The organism is Acinetobacter sp. AKBS16, from assembly GCF_002899995.1.
In the GTDB taxonomy this organism is placed as follows: Bacteria; Pseudomonadota; Gammaproteobacteria; order Pseudomonadales; family Moraxellaceae; genus Acinetobacter; species Acinetobacter baumannii.
This window is the reverse complement of sequence record NZ_POYH01000019.1, coordinates 1-15,275: the sequence shown is the minus strand read 5'-3', so window position 1 is coordinate 15,275 and position 15,275 is coordinate 1. Positions and strand designations below refer to the sequence as shown.

Below are 15,275 nucleotides of genomic sequence, written 5' to 3'. Positions count from 1 at the left end.
TCATGACACAAGTTGATATTGCAGCATTATCTCCTCAAGTCGTTTGGCAGCATTTTCAAACACTTTGTACTATTCCTCGTCCGTCAAAGCATGAACAGCAACTTCGTGAGTTTTTACAAAACTGGGCCGAAAGTCGGAATTTAGAAACTTATGTAGATGAAGTAGGAAATTTGATTATCCGTAAAAATGCGACTCCGGGTAAAGAACATATGTCTGGAGTTATTCTTCAGGGCCATTTAGATATGGTTACACAAGCCAATACTGGTACGGTACATGACTTCTTTAAAGACCCGATTCGTCCAGTTCTTGAGGATGGCTGGCTAATTGCCAAAGACACTACTTTAGGTGCTGATAATGGTATTGGGGTGGCTTTGGCATTAGCTGTTTTAGATTCAAATGATATTGCTCATGGCCCAATAGAAGTTCTTTTAACAGTCGATGAAGAAGCAGGGATGAGTGGTGCGCGGCTTTTAGAGACAGGTGTGCTAAAAGGAAAATGGCTATTTAATATTGATACAGAAGAATGGGGTGAGTTGTATTTAGGGTGTGCTGGTAGTATTGATGTTGAGGTAGAGCAGCCGCTTAGTTATGAACCAATCCCTGAAAATTTGAATATTGTGAATATTCAGGTGGCTGGTCTTAAAGGTGGTCACTCTGGCGTAGATATTCATTTAGGACGTGGCAATGCCAACGTTATTTTGGCTCGCTTTTTAAATCAACATTTAGCCTCACAGGGTGGGCATCTTGTTGAGTTTACAGGTGGTACGGCCCGTAATGCTTTACCGCGAGAAGCAGTGGCAACTATTGCAATTTCGCCTAATCAGTTATCAAACCTAGAAAAGTTACTTGCTGAATATCAAACGACATGGAAAAAACAGCTAAAGGGTATTGATGACAACTTGCAATTAAGTATTCAATCCACTGGTGCTGAAGTGACCGAAGCGATTGCTCAACAACAGCAAAATGAATGGTTGCAAGCTTTGGCAACAAGTCCTTATGGTGTTGCAAGTATGAGTCAGGTTCTACCAGATGTAGTTGAAACCTCAAATAACATTGGGGTGGTGAGACTAAATCGAGAAGGTGGAAAAGCTGTTTTAATGGTCCGTTCAATGGTGAACCAAGAAGCTCAAGATTTTGCCGAAAAAATTCAGGCCCATTTTAGCCAATTTAATATCGGCTCTACACTTACGCCGTTAGTGTCGGGTTGGACACCAAATCCAGATTCGGCTGCTCTAAAGTGCTTACAACAAGCTTATCAAAATGCATTTAATATTGAGCCAAATCTAAAAGTAATTCATGCAGGCTTAGAATGTGGGATTATTGCTGAACATTACCCACATTTACAGATGGTTTCATTTGGACCGGATATTCAAGGTGCACATGCACCGGGTGAACGAGTCAAAGTTGATACTGTAGAGAAATGCTGGAAGCTACTGGTAACCGCTTTGGCATCTGTAGAGTAATTTTTTAAGAGATAAGAAGCTCAATTGTGAGCTTCTTAAACTTTTATATAGAAATGATATGTAGCTAATTCGATCTCACAACAAATATGATTTTTACTCGATTTTTAAAAGTTGTCCTGTTTCACTTAAAGTAAATTCATCAAAATCATTCGCTAAATAAAAATGACCTTTATAAAACTGGCGAACTTCTTCGGTAATAGCTTGCTGCCCAGTTTTATCCTGATGTCTAGGGCTAAAGTGTGTCAGAATTAAATTGTCTAGAGATTGCTGCTCAGCAAATTCAGCCACCATTTTTGCTGAGCTGTGCATTGGTCCTTTACCTACTTTATCTAAGACTGTTTGCAAATAAGTTGCTTCATGAATAAGTAATTGAGCATCCTTACAAGCATCGGCTAATAATTCTGGCCGATCATTATCACCACCTATAATTGCGTGAATCTGCTGATTTTGAATTTTGATAAAGTCTTGAGATTTTAAAATTCGCCCCTCAAACTCAACATCGTAGCCTCGTTTTAAATGCCCCCAAATATCGCCTTTAGGTACGCCAAGCTGAGTTAAAGCTTGAATATCTATCTTCTTCTGGGTGGATTTTATATAAATACTAAATGCAAAACTCGGAACACGATGACTTAGTGGATGTGCTTGAATAAAGAGTTCATCGGTGAGCTGCTGTGGCCGAGTTGCTTCATTAACATCAATAAATTTTATTGAATAAGGCAAATGTAAGTCTGTAAGTTGAGCAGTGATTTCAAACCATTGTTGAATTTCTTTGGGCGCAATCACGATTAATGGTTTTGTACGGGCATTCATGCCTGCACTTGCCAGTAAACCAACTAGGCCATAACAATGATCGCCGTGAACGTGTGTAATACAAATGGCAATTAAGTTTTGTAGTGAGAGTCTAGCTTGCTGAATACGATGCTGTGTACCTTCACCAGCATCAACTAAAATCCAGTCCTTATTTTTACTGTTACGAACAGCTAATCCTGAAACATTGCGTGAAAGCGTGGGTACACCTGATGATGTGCCTAAAAAGGTAAAATGAAGCATATTCTTGGAATTTTTTAGTCAAATGCGTAATTTTTATATTATAGACACTTATTAAAATTTTATAAAAATTATGGTGCGTGGTAGCGACCGAGTAAAAAAATATTTAGCGCGTTTTGGATTGAGTTGGAATAATTTTCAATAATGACATGGCTTAAAAATGATGGGCATAGACTCAATCTATGCCCATCAGGTTACCGTTTATTTCATAATAATAAAACGTGTAATGATTTGGCGAAGCTGTTTTAAATAACCTGTAAAGAAGTGGTTGGCGCCCGGCAAAATCGTAATTGGATGCTTTTGTGGTTTTGCCCACTCAATTGCATCTGAAAGTAAGGTAATGTCATCTTGCTCACCATGAATGAGTAGAATATCACCTTGAATTTCAGGTGTTTTATAGTGACGTAAGCCCACAACAGTAGCTGTTGGTAAACCACATAAAATTAACTGTACTGGCTGTAATTCAGGGCTAAGCTGCGCATGACATTTTGCCAAAACATGTGAGCCAAAGCTAAAGCCACCTGCATAAAATGGCAAACCTGCATGAAGCTTACGGACATGCTCAATCACAGCTAAAATATCTTCAGTTTCTCCATGACCTTCATCATGAACACGAACACCTTCACTGCCGCCTAAACCACGGAAACTAGGACGGTAAACAATACAGCCATATTCATTAAAGATTTGGGTTAAAAGAGCAGGGACTTTATGTTGAGGGGTTCCACCTTGTAATGGGTGGGGGTGACAAACAACTGCAAAGCCTTTGATTTCACCTTCAGGGCGGTCAACGAAAAGTTCAATTTTACCTACTGGACCCTGGATGAAAATTTGCTCAGACATAGAAGAACCGCTAAATAACAATACATAAGTGCTATTTTACCGATAGTCGTCATTGAAAACACGAGTTAGCATTAAAAAATATCTACTGTTATAGTTGGCATTAATAATAATTTTTTCAGGTTGTCTATGCTTGCTTTAATTTCTCCTGCAAAAACTTTAGATTATGAAACAGCGTTACCTACAGATGAGTTTACTCAGCCGCGCTTGTTAGAACACTCCGCACAATTAATTGATGTTTGCCGCAAACTTTCTGCGTCGGAAATTGCGAGTCTAATGAGTGTCAGTGAAAAAATTGCCACACTTAATGCTGATCGTTTTAGGGACTGGAAGCCAGAATTTGATTTTTCAAATGCTCGTCAGGCAATTTATGCATTTAAAGGAGATGTTTATACTGGTTTAGATGCTTATCACTTAAAAGATAAAGATATTGATTTTGCTCAGCAGCATTTGCGTATGCTCTCTGGTTTATATGGTTTATTGCGTCCTTTAGATTTAATGATGCCTTATCGTTTAGAGATGGGCACTAAATTAAAAAATACGCGCGGTCATAATTTGTATGAATTTTGGGATGACATCATCACTAACCAGATTAATGAAGATTTAGCGGCAATTAAATCAGAATTGCTGGTAAATTTGGCTTCAGATGAATATTACAAATCTGTCAATGAAAAGAAAATTAAGGCTGAAATTGTGAAGCCTATTTTCCTTGACCAGAAAAATGGCAAATATAAAGTCATTAGTTTCTATGCGAAAAAAGCACGTGGTTTAATGGCTCGTTTTATTATTGAAAACCAATTAAATAAAGCTGAAGACATCAAAGCGTTTAATACCGAGGGTTACTACTTTGATGCTGATAACTCATCGGCAAAAGAGTTGGTGTTTAAGCGTGATGAACAATAATCCTAAGCGTGGTTAATAGATGCTGATACAGCTTTACTTATTAAAACTGGAACTTTTTTGGTTTGAGCTGCATCAGCATTATCATTTTTCTGAACCGCAGAAAATTTTAAATGAACTTATTGCTGCTTATAGTGAAAAGCAGCGTGCCTACCACACCGTACAACATTTATATGAATGTTTGAGTTTAATTGAGACGATTCAGTCCGAATTAAATGATCCATATGCTGTTGCATTGGCTCTCTGGTTCCATGATGTAGTCTACGAACCTCAAGCGCTAGATAATGAACTTAAAAGTGCCGAGTTATTTGAGCAATTAATGGCTCAAGATTTACAGCTCGATACAATACAGAAAATAAAGCGTTGGATTCTTGCGACTCAAAAGCATGCACCAACCGGTGAAACAGATTTGCAATTTTTGTTAGATATCGATTTAGCTATTTTGGCAGCAACACCTGAACGTTTTATCCAGTATGAACAGCAAATTCAGCAAGAATATGCTTGGGTTGATCCAGAAGTATATGCGATTAAGCGAAAAGAAGTTTTAAAGCATTTTTATCAGTCTGAGCCGCTTTATCAAACTGCATATTTCCAAAAGAATTTTGAGTTAAACGCCAAGCAAAATTTAAAGAAAATATTGGAATAGCCTAAGCTAAATATAAAATTTAGATCTGTTGATTGAATAAAGTGATATAGATTTTTAATCTTTTTTGAAAAGTGAAAATGGTTACATGAGAGGAGAGAGGAACCACTGAAAAAAACAGTGATTCCTTAGAAATAAATTATTTAAAGAAATAACCTGTTTCTGGTGAACTTGCATTTGCCATGCGTTTGCGTGACATACGCCCAGCTAAAAATGCTTCACGTCCTGCTTCAACAGCTTTCTTCATTGCAGAAGCCATCAAAATAGGATTTTGAGCCGCTGCAATCGCTGTGTTCATCAATACGCCATCACAACCAAGCTCCATCGCAATAGCAGCGTCACTTGCTGTACCAACACCTGCATCTACTAAAACCGGTACTTTGGCATTTTCTTTAATAATTGAAATGGTATGCGGGTTTAAAATACCTAGGCCTGAACCAATCAAACTACCTAAAGGCATAATTGCAACACAGCCCATACTTTCAAGTTCTTGAGCAATGATTGGGTCGTCAGAGGTATAGACCATAATCTCAAAACCGTCATCAATCAAAGTGCGAGCGGCTTTTAAAGTCTCGGTTACATTTGGATATAAAGTTTTTTCATCACCCAACACTTCAAGTTTTACTAGGTTATGACCATCAAGTAGCTCGCGCGCTAGCATACACGTGCGTACTGCGCTGTCAGCGTCAAAACAACCTGCAGTATTTGGCAAGATTGTATATTTTTCTGGTGGAATGACAGAAAGTAAATTCGGTTGATCTGGATTTTGTCCAATATTCACACGGCGGATTGCGACAGTTACGATTTCTGCACCACTAGCTTGAATGGCTAAATCCGTTTCATTTAAGTCTTTATATTTCCCTGTTCCTACCAATAAACGAGATTGAAAAGAACGTGAACCAATAATGAGAGGGGTGTCTTGCATGGATAACTCCGACTTAGCCGCCGCCAACAGCGTGAATAATTTCGATACGGTCATGTTGAGCAATCGTAATTTGCTCTAATTTGCTTTTAGGCACGATTTGCTGATTGTGTTCAACAGCAAAACGTTTTCCTTCAAGTGCCAGTTCCTGAATGAGTTGCAACAGGTTTTGGCTAGGCGTGTCCGTTAATTCGCCATTTAAATAAATTTGCATGATCACATTCCGATTATTTTGCGTATTTGAAAGCATTCCAAGCCAAGATTAGCCATCCAGCAATCATCAAAGCTCCACCTATTGGCGTAATTGCGCCTAATATCCGTGGTAAACCCAATGCCATGATATAAAGCGAACCACAAAAGAACAGAATGCCAATCTGAATAAGCAAGAAAGATAACTTGATTGGGAAATGAGGAAGAACCTTGCTTAAAATACCAAGCGCTAACAATCCAAGCGCATGATAAAAAAAGTAGTCGGTTGCAGTCTGCCACCAAGCAAGTTGTTCAGGGCTCGCGTGAGCTTTAAGACCATGTGCTCCAAAAGCACCCAACATGACTGCGAAAGCAAGATTAAGGGCTGAAATGGCAATCCACATAACAAAAAACGCAACTGAATAATGAAAGGCAACGTTACCATAGAATAGGTTGGCTAAACATAGCCAGATAAAACAAAAGGGCTTATCGCCCTTTTATTTTTTTGATTTTCTTTAGCTTGCAGACATTGCGACTTTAATTTTTTCCATCGCATTCTTTTCAAGCTGACGAATACGTTCGGCAGAAACATTATATTCAGCAGCAAGCTCATGGAGGGTAGATTTATCGTCATCTAACCAACGGCGCTGCAAAATATTACGTGAACGGTCATCTAGCTGGTTCATTGCGTCATGCAAAGCAGATGTACTTTGTTCTTCCCAATCCTCATTTTCTACTAAACGAGCAGGGTCATAACGATTATCTTCAAGATATAACACTGGCGCAGTGTGCGGGGTGTCATCATCGTCATCGCCTTGAGCTTCAAAAGCAGCATCATATGCTGTTAAACGACCTTCCATTTCCAAAACTTGTTCTGGAGTAACATTTAAATCGTTTGCAATAGATTGTGCTTCTTCTAATGTGAGCTTTTTACTCGATTTTTTTAAGCTGCGTAAATTGAAGAAAAGTTTACGCTGAGCTTTGGTTGTTGCAATTTTTACAATACGCCAGTTACGAATAACATATTCGTGAATTTCTGCCTTGATCCAGTGGACGGCAAAAGATACAAGACGTACGCCCATATTTGGGTCAAAACGTTTTACGGCTTTCATTAAGCCTAAGTTACCTTCTTGAATAAGGTCACCTTGAGGTAGGCCATAACCTGCATAGCTGCGCGCAATGTGAACGACGAAGCGTAAATGCGACATTACCAGCATTTTTGCGGCATCAAGATCTTGGTCATAATAATAACGCTCAGCAAGCTCTTTTTCTTGCTCAGCCGTTAAAATAGGAATCTGATTGACAGTACTGATATATGCACCAAGGTTTACACCGGGCGCAGACAATGACAGGGGCATCAATTGATTGCTGCTGTCACTCATGAGTTCTCCTTATAGGATAGGATGGATTAACCAATAAGTTCATCTTAATTTGAATCGGCTTCATAATTAAGGAAAATTGGGTATAGAAATGTAAAATTTTATGCAGTTTCTAATCTTTTAGTTTAGCAAAGAATTATTGAGTTTCAATTAAATAGTGAAATTCTCTTTCTGAAATCTGCATGGTTTGACACGTAAAATGATGTAATTGGCAATAACGTGTTACATCAATTTCACTATGCGGGTCAGATGATTTTAATAAGAATAGTTGTTTTCCCGATAATTTTTTAAGTTCACGTTTCAACATTAATAATGGCATTGGACAAGGTTGGCCAAGGGCATTAATTTCAATAGGCGTCGTAGCGGAAGAAGTAGTGCTCATTCATCATCAAAACAACTAAAAAAATTATTTTAACAAATTTTTGTAAACACTACATAACTTTATATAAAGAACAACTAATCAATACTGATAAAAATTATTGTAATAAGCTGTTTAAAAAAACAGCTAAAAATAGGGGAAATAAATGAAAAAAATTCTATTAATTGTCATAAACCCGTGTTAAGCTCGAACCGTTTTAGGAATTACCACACAGTTAAATTGTTTTAATAACCCTATAACAAATGGATGTAACCGGAAATTGTTGATAGTTTTACAGAATGATTACAAGCTTTAAGATTATAAAAATTTTAAAACCTTGTTTGCTCTGCTGTTTGCAACACCGGAAGGTCCTTTTTTCATCATCTGAGGATTGACTTATGACAGCTCGTGAACAAGGCGTAGTAAAGTGGTTTAATGACACTAAAGGCTTTGGTTTTATTCAACGTAACGGCGGCGACGATGTATTCGTTCACTTCCGTGCAATCGTAGGTGACGGTCACCGTTCTCTACGTGACGGTCAACGTGTAGAATTTAGCGTTGTACAAGGTCAAAAAGGTTTTCAAGCTGAAAACGTTCAGCCTTTAGACTAATTCATCTTTTTGATGAATCATGGACGCTCCAATTTTTGAATTGGGGCGTTTTTGTTTATAATGATCTTCTCATTCGAGAGATTGTTTGTTAGAGCGCGTATTTATGACATCTGGTTTTGAAACCTTGAATTTACATCCGCAACTTAAAAAGGCGATTGATGCTTTAGGGTTTACTCAAATGACCCCAATTCAGCAAAAGGTTTTAAAATATACATTAGCCGGGCATGATGCAATTGGGCGAGCACAGACAGGTACAGGTAAGACTGCTGCCTTTCTGATTAGTGTAATTAATGATTTGCTCAATAATCCGGTTCAGGAGCAACGCTTCCGTGGTGAGCCTCGTGCTTTAATCTTAGCACCTACTCGTGAGTTGGCATTGCAGATTGAAAGTGATGCAAAATCTCTCACAAAATTTTCTAATTTACACCTAGTGACCCTATTAGGTGGTGTTGATTTCGATAAGCAGAAGAAGCAACTTGATGCTAATTTTGTCGATATCATGGTTGCCACACCAGGGCGTTTAATTGATTTTGTAGAACAAAAAGAAGTTTGGCTCGATCAAATTGAATTTTTAGTGATTGATGAAGCTGACCGTTTATTGGATATGGGCTTTATTCCTTCGGTAAAACGTATTGTGCGTTATTCACCACGTAAGGAACAACGTCAAACCTTAATGTTCTCTGCAACATTTAGTTATGATGTCTTGAACTTGGCAAGACAGTGGTTATTTGAACCAGTAACTGTTGAAATTGAACCTGAACAAAAGACCAATAATGATGTCGAACAACGTGTTTACGTTGTGGCTAAACAGGATAAATATCGTCTTTTACAAGATATTTTACGTGAAGAGCCAATTGATAAAGTTATGATCTTTGCCAATCGCCGTGATCAGGTACGTCGTCTTTACGACCATTTGAAAAAAGATGGATACAAAGTGGGGATGCTATCTGGTGAAATTGCTCAAGATAAACGTTTAAAAATGTTGGAGCAGTTTAAGCAAGGCAAACATAACATCATGATCGCAACCGATGTTGCTGGTCGTGGTATTCATGTAGACGGTGTATCACATGTAGTGAATTTTACATTACCTGAGCAGTCTGATGATTATGTCCATCGTATTGGTCGTACAGGTCGTGCAGGGGCACAAGGGGTAAGTATTAGTTTCTTATCTGAAGATGATGCTTTCTATTTACCCGAAATTGAAAAAGCAATTGGTAAGAAATTGCCTCTAACCCGACTAGATGGTTATTGCTAATAAAAAATCCCAATCATTTGATTGGGATTTTTTTTGATTAATTTATTTTACAATAGAAGGTAAGCGTTGTTTGATAGTCATCATCTTTTGCTAAAGATGCATTTTTACCAGTTAAAGTACCGATGACACCCGCAGCAGCTTCTACCATTTGACCAGTCTTTTCACTTACCACATCTTTTAAAACCCCGTGATAAGACGTTTTTTCATCAACAATAACTGGTGTTGTGCTCTTAGAGCATGTTTTTTGTGCCGCAGTAACCGCATTATTCTTTGCAATTAAATTGGTTTTGCCAATTCCAGTCACTTCAAACTGATTATTTTCTTTTTGAATCGCTAAAGTGTTTTTAGGCGTGGTTGCACAAGCTCCTAGTAATAAAACAACACCGCTCATTGCGGTCGCTAAAATTATTTTTTTCATAATGCACCTAAGTTAATCACCAAAAGATAGGGTTATTTGAACATAAGTTTTCTAATTGATTTTGAAGACGTTGTATGAGTTTTGATGTTTTGTATTAAAAAATGTCAAACTATGAATTCACTAAGTTTATAAGCTAGATTCAATGGTGGATTAACGGTAGATTATGCTAATCTATTTCGAATTTTTGAGTTAGATTAATATTAATGACGGATTCAGCAATACAAATAATTCACCAAAATATTCATCAGCGTCAGTCTATTGGCCAATTAGTTGAGCCAGCCCCAAATACAGACCAGTTAGAGTTGGCTTTTCAGGCAGCTTTAACAGCTCCAGATCATCATAGACTTAAGCCAACGCGTTTTGTAATTGTGTCAGGTGACCAACGTGCTGCTTTTGGTGAAGTTCTGGCAAAAGCATTGGTCGATTTGGGTGAGTCTGATCCTGCACAGCTTGAACGAGTGAAGCAACATCCTTTTCGAGCTCCGCTACTTATTTTAGCTCTTACGCAATTACAAGATCATCCGAAAGTTCCACACTTCGAACAAATTTTGAGTACAGGCGCAGCAGTACAAAATCTTTTGTTATCTTTACAAGCTCAAGGGTTCTCGACCATGTGGCGTAGTGGTGCCGTTGTCGAATCAAACTGGTTAAAACAGCATTTAGGTCTGCAACCGCATGATTTGATTTCAGGTATTATTTATATCGGCACAGCAGCTAAAGCAATTGCTCCACGTGCAGATATTGATAGTAAAGAATTCGTAAAAGTTTGGCAGGCTTAACGTCTGTAAAAGTAAGAAATAGGATAATAAAGCATGGCTGAATTTAAGTTTACAGATTTGGTGGAACCTGTTGCGGTCGATAAAAAAACGGCATTACGTATTACCGTTTTAGGGGGCGGTAGCTTTGGTACGGCCATGGCAAATTTAGCTGCTCGTAATGGCTGCGATACCATGATCTGGATTCGTGATGCCGAAACAGCAGAAGAAATTAATAAAACCCATATTAATAAACGTTATTTAACAGACTTCACTTTAGAATCTTCATTACGTGCAGTTTCTGATCTTGAGCAAGCGGTATGTGATCGAGATATTATTTTAGTTGCAATTCCAAGCCACTCATTCCGTGACGTTTTAAAACAAATAGCGCCTTATATTACTGCACAAGCTGTGGTGTCTTTAACCAAAGGTGTTGAAGCTAAAACATTTAGCTTCATGAGTGATATTATTCGTGAAGAATTACCAGAAGTGCCGTATGGCGTATTGTCAGGACCAAATCTTGCTAAAGAAATTATGGCAGGTATGCCTTCTGGTACTGTAATTGCAAGTGATTCTGAACTCGTCCGTTATGCCGTACAGCATGCACTTCATAGTGCATTATTCCGTGTTTTTGGTAGCGATGATGTACATGGAGTTGAGTTAGGCGGTGCCCTTAAGAATATTTATGCCGTTGCTATGGGAATTGGGGCAGCATATAAAATTGGTGAAAATACCAAGAGTATGATTTTAACGCGTGCTTTGGCTGAAATGAGCCGTTTCGCGGTAAAACAAGGTGCAAACCCACTTACGTTCTTAGGTTTATCTGGAGTAGGTGATTTATTTGCGACTTGTAATAGTCCATTAAGCCGTAATTATCAAATTGGTTATGCGCTAGGTTCTGGTAAAACGCTTGAACAAGCGAGTAAAGAATTAGGTCAAACTGCAGAAGGTATTAACACGATTGTTCAGGTGCGTGGCAAGGCACAAGAACTAGACGTATATATGCCAATTACCAATGCTTTATATGAGGTCATTTTTGAAGGCGCTCCACCATTAAATATTGCACTTTCTCTTATGAAAAATGGACACCGTAGTGATGTCGAGTTTGTTTTACCTCATCATGAAGTCTGACGAATAAATGTCATAAATTGTGGTTATAATGCAGGAATTGTTTACAAGGAAATTTTATGCAACTGACATTAGTTCGTCATGGGGAAGCTGCTCCGCCAGTAAATGGTAATGATATTAAACGTCCCCTTACTGCGCGTGGACATGCACAGGCTGAGCAAACGGCAACCTTTTTAAAAGATATTGTAAAACCAGATATTTTTGTTGTTAGTCCTTTGCTGCGTGCTCAGGAAACGTTGGCGCATATCCAGACCTATTTTAAAGATGTGCCAGTGTTGTTATGCGACAAAATTAAGCCTGACGATGATGCAAAAGAAGCGATTGAATGGCTATCTCAAATTCCTTATGAGTCGATTGTGGTTGTTTGCCATATGAATGTGGTAGGGCATATTGCAGAGTTACTTACTCATGAAAATTTCAATCCATTTGCACTTGCTGAAGCTAGAATTTATGATCAAGCTGTTATTGCAAATGGTTTATCAACACAAAAAAATAGTTTTATACCCACAATATAATTAAAAAGGTTATTTAGCCCACATGCTGTATATATGGATGCCTGAAACCAATGGAGTTTGGCATTGGTCTAACGGAGAAAACTGGTTGCAGGCTGCAAGTCTCGATCAATTAATACAAGACTTGCAAATACATCAAGGAAAAGAAGCTACAGTCTTTTTTCCGAGTCGTCATGCTCAAATGCTTCAGCAAACGATGGCAAAGTCCCATTACAAACAGCTTGGCGCTGATGGGGTTAAATATCTACTTGAAGAGTTTGTGACTTTACCGATTGATCACATGAAAGTGGTTCACAATTTTCATGCCGATCAGTTAACTGTTTTGGGTGTTGCTCAGGGGATGGTAGAGACATGGCAACATTCTTTAGCTTTGTTACCAACCAAACTTGTGGCTTTGTTGCCAGATTTTCTAGTTTTACCTGAACCACAAGCTCAGCAAGTTATTCTGTGTAATATTGGTCATCAGCTTTTGGTGCGTGAGAATAAGTGGTTAGGTAATTCCATTGATGACTTGGGGCTTTTTTTAGAGTTCCAGTCAGCCGAAACACATTATCAATATAGCGGTTTAACAGCAGAGCAACTAGAGAGCTTAGAAGCTGCCTCAAGCGCAGAGCAACGTTCTGAGTTTGTTTATCAATTTCAGCCTTTAGATAAAACTAAGCAGCATCCTTTTAATGTTTTGCCAAAATCAAAAGGGCAAGAACGTACTTTTTCTAATTATTGGAAAACTTGTGCCGCCGTTGTTCTAGCAATTATTGTCGTGCAGTTTAGCTATGATTTATTGCGTTGGGTAAAATTGAAAAAGGTGGCAGATCAGACTGCTGAACAGGCAATTGAGCAATATAAATATTGGTTTGGTCCATCTAGTCGTGTGACTGAACAAAATATTAAAGGACAATTCGAAAGTCATTTAAGAATGAGCCAGCAAGGTGATACCCAGGCACTTTCTCTGTTAAGCCGGGTTGGGCCTATTTTAATGCAAAGACAGATTTTAGCTCAGCAACTCAATTATGATGCTTCAATCTTAACAATGGCATTAAAAGCAAAATCAGCAGATGATTTGCAAGCTTTAACCCAACAACTTAATCAACAAGGTTTTAAAGCTGAGTTAGGTAATGTTCAAGCTGATGGTAGTGGTGCGATTGGGGTGGTGAAAATACAATAATGAAAATGTTAGCTCAGTTGCAAAACCACTTTGATCAGTGGATTGAACAAATTGTTCAATATTTAGATCGCTTAACTGTCCGTGAACGTATTATGGTGGTCTTTACTACTATTTTTGTTGTAGTCGTCATTGTTGCATATTCACTTTGGAAAATGCATTCCTTAGCAGAACAACAGCAAAAACGTTTAAATGATTTAAAAGATTTGATGGTGTGGATGCAGAGTAATGCAGTCACGATGAAGCCTGCCAATGAGCTTGAACTAGATAAGTCTGGAAAAATACAACGAGTAGCTCAGCAACAAGGTTTAACTGTGTCTTCCCAGCAAAATGGAGAACAGTTACAAATTGTTGTAACACATCAGAATTATGCAATTTTAGCTAACTTTTTAACACAACTTGCACAGATGGGCTTAAGTATTCAAAAGATGGAAATGGTTTCTAGTGAAGGTCAGATTAAATTAACAGCGACAGTTCAATAACATATCAAAATATGCTTGTGTCAAGCATGGTGTTTTGTGCTGCCTGTGCCTATAATATGCGTACCTAAAATCAGTAGACTGTGATTGGTATGTTATATTCACTTGCTCGCCCGATGTTGTTTAGTTTAGCACCAGAGCGTGCCCATGAATTAACATTATCCATGCTTGATAAAGCGCATAAGCTAGGCATGATGCGCCAGACCGTAGAAGCGAAGCCAACTACATGTATGGGGATCGAATTTCCTAATCCGGTAGGGTTGGCAGCCGGTCTAGATAAAAATGGTGCTCATATTGATGCATTAGCTGGGTTGGGTTTCGGTTTCATTGAAATTGGTACAATTACACCTCGCCCGCAATCTGGTAACCCAAAGCCACGTTTATTCCGTATTCCTGAAGCTAAAGCTATTATTAACCGCATGGGTTTTAATAATGATGGCGTTGATAAGCTAATCGAGAATGTTAAAGCATCAAAATTTAGAGGCATTTTAGGGATTAATATTGGTAAAAATGCTGATACACCTGTCGAAAAAGCCGTTGATGATTATTTGATTTGTCTTGAGAAAGTTTATAATTACGCTTCATACATTACGGTTAATATTTCGTCTCCAAATACTAAAAATTTGCGTAGTCTGCAAAGTGGTGATGCATTAACTGAATTATTGCAAATCTTAAAAGCACGTCAACTTGAGTTGGCAGAGCAATATAATCACTATGTACCTTTAGTTCTTAAAGTCGCTCCAGACTTAACAGCTGAAGATGTTGAATTTATTTCAGCACAATTATTAGATTTTAAAATTGATGGTCTTATTGTGACGAACACGACCTTATCGAGAGAAGGGGTAGAGAACCTGCCTTATGGTAATGAGTCAGGTGGTTTGTCGGGTGCACCTGTATTTGAAAAAAGTACGGAATGTTTACGTTTATTTGCTCAAACATTAAAAGGACAAATTCCTTTAATTGGTGTGGGCGGCATTTTGTCGGGTGAACAAGCTGCAGCGAAACAACAGGCTGGAGCAACGCTTGTACAAATTTATAGTGGTCTGATTTATACGGGACCAACGCTTGTGAAGCAATGTGTTGAAGCCATGACTTAATTGAACATGAACACCATTGATATCATCATTCTGATACTTTTGCTCATTGGGGGGCTAAACGGTTTGCGACAAGGATTTATAAAAGCCTTTGCGAACTTGGTAGGATGGATTTTTGCATTA

The 15,275-nt window shown here is 38.3% G+C and carries 20 protein-coding genes; 12 read left to right on the top strand and 8 right to left on the bottom strand.

From position 1 onward, the window contains the following. The first annotated feature begins 2 nt into the window (after positions 1-2). The gene (locus C1642_RS03040) at positions 3-1,463 is read left to right on the top strand and encodes an aminoacyl-histidine dipeptidase (protein WP_103235890.1); all 1,461 of its coding nucleotides are present in this window, start codon (positions 3-5) and stop codon (positions 1,461-1,463) included. Positions 1,464-1,556: 93 nt separating this feature from the next. Here the strand turns inward: C1642_RS03040 and C1642_RS03035 are convergent, their stop codons facing one another. Next, positions 1,557-2,513 carry a ribonuclease Z gene (locus C1642_RS03035; protein WP_000902238.1) on the bottom strand — a complete coding sequence of 319 codons (957 nt, stop codon included), beginning with the start codon at positions 2,511-2,513 and terminating at the stop codon, positions 1,557-1,559. 198 nt (positions 2,514-2,711) lie between these two features. Further along, entirely contained in the window at positions 2,712-3,350 is a 639-nt protein-coding gene (locus C1642_RS03030) for an alpha/beta hydrolase (protein ID WP_103235889.1), read from the bottom strand. 126 nt (positions 3,351-3,476) lie between these two features. Here C1642_RS03030 and yaaA point away from each other — a divergent pair, with 126 nt between their 5' ends. After that, positions 3,477-4,250 (top strand): peroxide stress protein YaaA, encoded by a 774-nt coding sequence (gene yaaA, locus C1642_RS03025; RefSeq protein ID WP_000880398.1) that lies wholly within the window; start codon positions 3,477-3,479, stop codon positions 4,248-4,250. A 19-nt stretch (positions 4,251-4,269) separates the two neighbouring features. Next, on the top strand, positions 4,270-4,893 hold the full coding sequence (locus C1642_RS03020) for a metal-dependent hydrolase (RefSeq protein WP_103235888.1): 624 nt from the start codon (positions 4,270-4,272) through the stop codon (positions 4,891-4,893). A 136-nt stretch (positions 4,894-5,029) separates the two neighbouring features. On the opposite strand, the gene C1642_RS03015 is transcribed toward C1642_RS03020, so the two are convergent. The 5 genes from C1642_RS03015 to C1642_RS02995 form a co-directional block, all read right to left on the bottom strand. Then, the gene (locus C1642_RS03015; protein ID WP_001154367.1) at positions 5,030-5,815 is read right to left on the bottom strand and encodes a thiazole synthase; all 786 of its coding nucleotides are present in this window, start codon (positions 5,813-5,815) and stop codon (positions 5,030-5,032) included. A gap of 13 nt (positions 5,816-5,828) precedes the next feature. Further along, entirely contained in the window at positions 5,829-6,026 is a 198-nt protein-coding gene (gene thiS, locus C1642_RS03010; RefSeq protein WP_001167820.1) for a sulfur carrier protein ThiS, read from the bottom strand. Between the two features lie 13 nt (positions 6,027-6,039). Continuing rightward, positions 6,040-6,405 carry a DUF423 domain-containing protein gene (locus tag C1642_RS03005; protein ID WP_000264715.1) on the bottom strand — a complete coding sequence of 122 codons (366 nt, stop codon included), beginning with the start codon at positions 6,403-6,405 and terminating at the stop codon, positions 6,040-6,042. Between the two features lie 111 nt (positions 6,406-6,516). Continuing rightward, the gene (rpoH, locus tag C1642_RS03000; protein WP_001285359.1) at positions 6,517-7,383 is read right to left on the bottom strand and encodes an RNA polymerase sigma factor RpoH; all 867 of its coding nucleotides are present in this window, start codon (positions 7,381-7,383) and stop codon (positions 6,517-6,519) included. Between the two features lie 133 nt (positions 7,384-7,516). Beyond that, positions 7,517-7,762, bottom strand: coding sequence for a sulfurtransferase TusA family protein (locus C1642_RS02995; RefSeq protein WP_000108398.1), 246 nt, complete (start codon positions 7,760-7,762; stop codon positions 7,517-7,519). Between the two features lie 374 nt (positions 7,763-8,136). On the opposite strand from C1642_RS02995, the gene C1642_RS02990 reads away from it, so the two are divergent. Both C1642_RS02990 and rhlB read left to right on the top strand, forming a co-directional pair. Then, on the top strand, positions 8,137-8,349 hold the full coding sequence (locus tag C1642_RS02990; protein WP_000126912.1) for a cold-shock protein: 213 nt from the start codon (positions 8,137-8,139) through the stop codon (positions 8,347-8,349). Between the two features lie 103 nt (positions 8,350-8,452). Continuing rightward, positions 8,453-9,604, top strand: a complete 1,152-nt coding sequence (rhlB, locus tag C1642_RS02985) for an ATP-dependent RNA helicase RhlB (protein WP_000200418.1) — start codon at positions 8,453-8,455, stop codon at positions 9,602-9,604. A 37-nt stretch (positions 9,605-9,641) separates the two neighbouring features. On the opposite strand, the gene C1642_RS02980 is transcribed toward rhlB, so the two are convergent. Then, positions 9,642-10,022, bottom strand: a complete 381-nt coding sequence (locus C1642_RS02980; RefSeq protein WP_000720499.1) for a hypothetical protein — start codon at positions 10,020-10,022, stop codon at positions 9,642-9,644. Positions 10,023-10,225: 203 nt separating this feature from the next. Here C1642_RS02980 and C1642_RS02975 point away from each other — a divergent pair, with 203 nt between their 5' ends. From C1642_RS02975 to C1642_RS02945, 7 genes are all read left to right on the top strand, one after another. Next, positions 10,226-10,801, top strand: coding sequence for a nitroreductase (locus C1642_RS02975; protein WP_103235887.1), 576 nt, complete (start codon positions 10,226-10,228; stop codon positions 10,799-10,801). A gap of 33 nt (positions 10,802-10,834) precedes the next feature. Then, entirely contained in the window at positions 10,835-11,908 is a 1,074-nt protein-coding gene (locus tag C1642_RS02970; protein ID WP_103235886.1) for an NAD(P)H-dependent glycerol-3-phosphate dehydrogenase, read from the top strand. 56 nt (positions 11,909-11,964) lie between these two features. Next, entirely contained in the window at positions 11,965-12,420 is a 456-nt protein-coding gene (locus C1642_RS02965) for a SixA phosphatase family protein (RefSeq protein ID WP_001177595.1), read from the top strand. Between the two features lie 22 nt (positions 12,421-12,442). Further along, positions 12,443-13,582: a type II secretion system protein GspL gene (gene gspL, locus C1642_RS02960; protein WP_103235885.1), complete on the top strand. Its 1,140-nt coding sequence runs from the start codon at positions 12,443-12,445 to the stop codon at positions 13,580-13,582. Next, complete coding sequence (gene gspM, locus C1642_RS02955) at positions 13,582-14,061, top strand: type II secretion system protein GspM (RefSeq protein ID WP_103235884.1); 480 nt, start codon at positions 13,582-13,584, stop codon at positions 14,059-14,061. The genes gspL and gspM overlap by 1 nt, the downstream gene beginning before the upstream one ends. Before the next feature lie 89 nt (positions 14,062-14,150). After that, positions 14,151-15,155: a quinone-dependent dihydroorotate dehydrogenase gene (locus C1642_RS02950; RefSeq protein WP_103235883.1), complete on the top strand. Its 1,005-nt coding sequence runs from the start codon at positions 14,151-14,153 to the stop codon at positions 15,153-15,155. A 6-nt stretch (positions 15,156-15,161) separates the two neighbouring features. Further along, positions 15,162-15,275 (top strand): CvpA family protein (locus C1642_RS02945; RefSeq protein ID WP_171304684.1); only part of this gene is annotated, 114 nt, incomplete at its 3' end.

Excerpts from the sequence above, each read along its gene's own strand:
- C1642_RS03035 (WP_000902238.1), bottom strand. The coding sequence starts at position 2,513 with ATGCTTCATTTTACCTTTTTAGGCACATCATCAGGTGTACCCACGCTT.
- yaaA (WP_000880398.1), top strand. The coding sequence starts at position 3,477 with ATGCTTGCTTTAATTTCTCCTGCAAAAACTTTAGATTATGAAACAGCG.
- gspL (WP_103235885.1), top strand. The coding sequence starts at position 12,443 with ATGCTGTATATATGGATGCCTGAAACCAATGGAGTTTGGCATTGGTCT.
- C1642_RS02990 (WP_000126912.1), top strand. The coding sequence starts at position 8,137 with ATGACAGCTCGTGAACAAGGCGTAGTAAAGTGGTTTAATGACACTAAA.
- C1642_RS02980 (WP_000720499.1), bottom strand. The coding sequence starts at position 10,022 with ATGAAAAAAATAATTTTAGCGACCGCAATGAGCGGTGTTGTTTTATTA.
- C1642_RS02970 (WP_103235886.1), top strand. The coding sequence starts at position 10,835 with ATGGCTGAATTTAAGTTTACAGATTTGGTGGAACCTGTTGCGGTCGAT.
- C1642_RS02965 (WP_001177595.1), top strand. The coding sequence starts at position 11,965 with ATGCAACTGACATTAGTTCGTCATGGGGAAGCTGCTCCGCCAGTAAAT.
- rhlB (WP_000200418.1), top strand. The coding sequence starts at position 8,453 with ATGACATCTGGTTTTGAAACCTTGAATTTACATCCGCAACTTAAAAAG.
- C1642_RS02950 (WP_103235883.1), top strand. The coding sequence starts at position 14,151 with ATGTTATATTCACTTGCTCGCCCGATGTTGTTTAGTTTAGCACCAGAG.
- C1642_RS02995 (WP_000108398.1), bottom strand. The coding sequence starts at position 7,762 with ATGAGCACTACTTCTTCCGCTACGACGCCTATTGAAATTAATGCCCTT.
- gspM (WP_103235884.1), top strand. The coding sequence starts at position 13,582 with ATGAAAATGTTAGCTCAGTTGCAAAACCACTTTGATCAGTGGATTGAA.
- C1642_RS02975 (WP_103235887.1), top strand. The coding sequence starts at position 10,226 with ATGACGGATTCAGCAATACAAATAATTCACCAAAATATTCATCAGCGT.
- C1642_RS03020 (WP_103235888.1), top strand. The coding sequence starts at position 4,270 with ATGCTGATACAGCTTTACTTATTAAAACTGGAACTTTTTTGGTTTGAG.
- C1642_RS03005 (WP_000264715.1), bottom strand. The coding sequence starts at position 6,405 with ATGTGGATTGCCATTTCAGCCCTTAATCTTGCTTTCGCAGTCATGTTG.
- C1642_RS03030 (WP_103235889.1), bottom strand. The coding sequence starts at position 3,350 with ATGTCTGAGCAAATTTTCATCCAGGGTCCAGTAGGTAAAATTGAACTT.
- C1642_RS03015 (WP_001154367.1), bottom strand. The coding sequence starts at position 5,815 with ATGCAAGACACCCCTCTCATTATTGGTTCACGTTCTTTTCAATCTCGT.
- thiS (WP_001167820.1), bottom strand. The coding sequence starts at position 6,026 with ATGCAAATTTATTTAAATGGCGAATTAACGGACACGCCTAGCCAAAAC.
- C1642_RS03040 (WP_103235890.1), top strand. The coding sequence starts at position 3 with ATGACACAAGTTGATATTGCAGCATTATCTCCTCAAGTCGTTTGGCAG.
- rpoH (WP_001285359.1), bottom strand. The coding sequence starts at position 7,383 with ATGAGTGACAGCAGCAATCAATTGATGCCCCTGTCATTGTCTGCGCCC.